This window comes from Actinoplanes sp. NPDC048791 (genome assembly GCF_040650095.1).
Taxonomy (GTDB): domain Bacteria; phylum Actinomycetota; class Actinomycetes; order Mycobacteriales; family Micromonosporaceae; genus Actinoplanes.
The window spans coordinates 1-4,191 of record NZ_JBEZGQ010000767.1 but is presented as its reverse complement, the minus strand read 5'-3'; the positions used below and the strand labels follow the sequence as shown (position 1 = coordinate 4,191).

Annotated in this window: 5 protein-coding genes; 4 read left to right on the top strand and 1 reads right to left on the bottom strand. The window is 71.7% G+C overall.

Annotated features, from left to right (window positions below):
* Nucleotides 1-437: GGDEF domain-containing protein (locus tag AB0C29_RS36550; protein WP_360830324.1), on the top strand; the 437-nt coding region annotated here is incomplete at its 5' end.
* A gap of 36 nt (nucleotides 438-473) precedes the next feature.
* On the opposite strand, the gene AB0C29_RS36545 is transcribed toward AB0C29_RS36550, so the two are convergent.
* Complete coding sequence (locus AB0C29_RS36545) at nucleotides 474-1,499, bottom strand: serine hydrolase domain-containing protein (protein WP_360830321.1); 1,026 nt, start codon at nucleotides 1,497-1,499, stop codon at nucleotides 474-476.
* Between the two features lie 124 nt (nucleotides 1,500-1,623).
* Here AB0C29_RS36545 and AB0C29_RS36540 point away from each other — a divergent pair, with 124 nt between their 5' ends.
* The 3 genes from AB0C29_RS36540 to AB0C29_RS36530 form a co-directional block, all read left to right on the top strand.
* Entirely contained in the window at nucleotides 1,624-2,460 is an 837-nt protein-coding gene (locus AB0C29_RS36540) for an alpha/beta hydrolase (RefSeq protein ID WP_360830318.1), read from the top strand.
* Entirely contained in the window at nucleotides 2,453-3,049 is a 597-nt protein-coding gene (locus AB0C29_RS36535) for a WHG domain-containing protein (protein WP_360830315.1), read from the top strand. Before AB0C29_RS36540 ends, AB0C29_RS36535 begins: the two co-directional genes overlap by 8 nt.
* Before the next feature lie 123 nt (nucleotides 3,050-3,172).
* Nucleotides 3,173-4,191 (top strand): AAA family ATPase (locus tag AB0C29_RS36530; RefSeq protein WP_360830312.1); only part of this gene is annotated, 1,019 nt, incomplete at its 3' end.

Sequence of the window (4,191 nt, the reverse complement as noted above, 5' to 3'; positions counted from 1 at the left end):
CCGGGGCCGACGGCGCCCTGGCCGCGCTCTTCCAGGACCTGGACGGTTTCAAGCCGGTCAACGACACGTACGGGCACGCCGTCGGCGACGAACTGCTCAAGCAGGTCGCTCTGCGCCTGGTCGACGCGACCCGCCCGGACGACTACGTGGGCCGGTTCGGCGGCGACGAGTTCGTGGTGCTGTGCCGCGGGGTGCGCACCGCCGACGACGCGGGTGCCGTCGCCGACCGCATCCGCACCTACCTGGCCGACCCGTTCGTCATCGGTGACCGCACGATCACGATCGGCGTCTCCATCGGCATCGCCACCCTCGACGACCAGCACCAGGAGGCCGCGGCCCTGCTGCACCACGCGGACCTGGCTCTCTACCGGGCCAAGGGCAACGGCCGGGGCCGGGTGGAGCGGTTCACTCCCGACATGGCGGACCAGCACCCCTGACCGGCGTCGAGGCCGGCCGGTCAACCCGCCGGCCGGCTACCGGGCGGTGACGGGCAGGCGGTGGCAGATGAACTCGGAGACCTGCGACGCGATGGGCGGGTCCAGATTGGCCAGCACGGCCACGACGTGGCCGGAGCCGGGGAAGATGGTCAGTTCGCCGCTCGCGCCGGGCGATCCACCGACACAACCGAGCGTACGGATGCCGTGGACCGTGCGGTCGAGGAAGCCGTAGGCGACACACCGGCCGCTCCAGCCGGCGTTCAGCTTCGCCGTGGTCACCAGGGCGGTGTGCCGCGCGTCGAGCAACCGGTGACCGATCAGCGCGGTGCCGAACCGCCACAGATCCTCGACCGTGGTGTAGCCGCCGCCCGCGGGCGATCCCCGGTAGGGCAACATGTCGGTGTCGCGGGCCGGCTGCCCGCTCTCGGCCGTGTATCCGACCGCCAGATCGGCTATCGGCCGGTCGTACGGCAGCGCCCCGCTGCGGGTCATCCCCGCCGGCGCGAACACGTGGTCGTCGACATAGTCGTAGTAATTCTGTCCGCTGACCTGCTCGATCACGGCGCCCAGCAGGATGAATCCATAGTTGCTGTAGTCGAACCAGGCGCCCGGCTCGAACAGCGGGTCCCGCCGGCCGAACAGCCGCAGATAGTCGGTGACGGTGCGGATCTGCTGGCGGCGTTCCGCGTACTCCGGCTCGAAGATGTCCCCGGTGCCGCCGGTGTGCGTCAGCAGATGATGAACGGTGACCTTGGTGGCCACGTCCCGGTTGGGATAGTCGGTCAGATACGTGCCCACCGGTGCCGCCGGATCCACCAGCCCGGCCTGGATGAGCCGGCCGACCGCCACCGCGGTGAACATCTTGGTGAGCGACGCGTTACGGAAGCGACCCGACACCGTGTGGGGAATTCCCTGTTCACGATCGGCCAGGCCGTACGCCTCGGCCAGGATCCTCTCGTCGCCCCGGCCGACCAGCACGGCCCCGGCGAATCGGCCCTCGCCGGCCTCGGCCGCCGCGATCGCCCGGAAGGCGGGTATCCAGTCGTCGCCGGTCGGGTCCATGCCGCGACGCTATGCCCACCGGCACCCGCCGCCCACCGATTTCCGGGCGCACAAAGACCTTGACGCGGTTGGCTAATGGCAGTAGCTTTTAGGTAACAACGTTAGCCAGCCGCGGGAGAAGATCATGACCGAGTACCTGGACATCGCCGGGAACAAGATCGCTTACGACGTCACCGGTGAGGGACCGCTGGTGGTCCTCGCCCACGGCATGGGTGACAGCCGCCACTCGTACCGTTTCGTCGCCCCGGCCCTGGTCGCGGCCGGGTACCGGGTCGCCAACCTGGACATCCGGGGTTGTGGGGAATCCAGCCCCGGCTGGGACGGCTACAGCCGTACCGACATCGCCGGTGACCTGGTCGCGCTCGTGCGTCACCTCGGTGGCCCGGCCGTGATCATGGGGCAGTCGATCAGCGGCGGCGCCGCCACGATCGCCGCGGCCACGGCGCCGGAGCTGATCGCCGGGGTCATCGAGCTGGCGCCGTTCACCCGGACGCAGACGGTCTCGCTGGGCGGGCTGCTGCGGGTGAAGCGCTACCGGACGGGATCCGTCCAGCTCGGCCTGACCATGGCCCTGGGCAGCCTGTCGGCCTGGAAGAAGTACCTCGACCTGGCGTACCCGGCCAAGCCCGCCGACTGGGCCGGCGAGCTGGCGCGGATCGAGACCACGATGAGCGAGCCCGGCCGGATGAAGGCCCTGCAGGCCATGTGCAAGACCAGCCCGGCCGACGCCGGCGCGCGGCTGCCCGACGTCCGGTGCCCGGTCCTGATCGTGATGGGCAGCCTCGACCCCGACTGGGCCGACCCCCGCGCCGAGGGCGAGAAGGTCATCGCCGACCTGCCGGCCGGGCTCGGGCAGCTGTCGGTCATCGAGGGTGCCGGCCACTACCCGCACGCGCAGACCCCGGACGAGGTCGTCGCGCTGTCGCTGCCGTTCCTCGCCCGCACGCTGACCAATGCCTAGGGCCGGACTCGACCGGACCACGGTCACCGCCGCCGGCGCCACCCTGGCCGACGAGGTCGGCTTCACCGGGCTCAGCATGGCTCTGCTGGCCGAACGGCTCGGCGTCCGGACGCCCTCGCTCTACAAGCACGTCGCCAGCCAGGCCGACCTGGCCCACGGGATCGCCGTGCTGTCCATGAACGAGCTCGCGGACACCATCCGCGACGCCATCCAGGGGCGATCCGGCCGCGAAGCCCTCGTAGCCGGCGCCCAGGCGATGCGCGCGTGGGTGCTGGCCCACCCCGGCCGGTACGCAGCGGGCAACGCCGCCGCCGTCAGGGGGCCGGACGACCCGTTCATCCCGGCCGTCCAACGGGTCCTGGCGTCGTGGACCGCCATGCTGCACGGCTACCACCTGGACCCCGACCAGGAGATCCACGCCCTGCGGATGCTTCGCAGCATGCTGCACGGATTCACGACGCTGGAAGCCGCCGGCAGCTTCCAGATCGCCGCTGATGTCGATGTCAGCTTCACCTGGATGCTGAATTTCATCGACCTCGGCCTCCGGGTGCACGAGGCCGACCCGTCGCACCTCTCGGGCGGCCGTTGATCAAAGCTCGCGAAGTCTTGCCCGATCCTGCCGGTGCCCGCGCCAGGAGTGCCGCAGCGCGCACGAGCCGATATACCGTGCCCGGCAGCAGGTGACCGGCAACGACAGGCGCGTGAGGTATGTGTGGCCCCCATCGGACTCTTCGGACGCCATGCTGAACTCGAGCGGCTCGCCGGCTTTCTCGACGGCGTACGGCAACACGGCGGCGCCCGCCTGATCAGCGGCGACCCGGGCGTCGGCAAGTCGGCCCTGATGACCGCCGCGGCCGAGCTCGCCGGGGAGCGGGGCATGCGCGTGCTGCGCGCTTCCGGGTCGGAGTTCGAGGCCGACGTCAGCTACGCCGGTCTCAACCAGTTGTTCCTGCCCGTGCTCGCGGACCTCGACCGTCTTCCGCCCGGCCCGCGGGAGGCGCTGTCGGTGGCGCTCGGTTTCGGCGCCGGCACGCCACCGGACGTGCTCCTGGTCTGCAACGCCGCGCTGCTGCTCATCTCCGAGCTGGCCGCCGGCGCTCCGATCGTGCTGCTGGTCGACGACGTGCACTGGATCGACCGGGCCAGCGCCGTCGTCCTGGGTTTCATCACCCGCCGGCTGGCGGGACGCCGCGCCGGCCTGCTGGTGTCGGCCCGGGCCGGGACGGGCAGCTTCCTGGACCGGCGCGGCCTGGCCGAGCAGGTGGTCGAGCCGTTGGACGGCGAGGCGGCCGGGCAGCTGGTCACGGCCAACCATCCGGACATGCCGGCCCGGGTCCGCCATCGGCTGCTGGATCTGGCCCAGGGCAACCCGCTCGCCCTGATCGAGCTGCCCGCCACGTTGCTGGGTGCCGCGCAGCGCACCGTGACGCAGCCGGAGGTGGTGCCGCTCAGCGACCGCCTCCAGGCCATCTTCGCCGCGCGCCTCGCCGGCCTGCCGGAGCCGACCCGGCAGTTGCTGCTGCTGGCCACCTTCGAGAGCACCGGTGACGTCCGGGTGCTCCGGGCCGCCCTGCCCGACGGGGTCAGCCTGGCCGATCTGGCCCCGGCGGAACGGGCCCAGCTGGTGCGGGTGGACGACGCCACGGCGCGGATCGCGTTCCGGCATCCGCTGATCCGGTCGGCCATCGTGGCGGTGTCCACCCACGAGGAACGCCGCCGGGCCCACGCCGC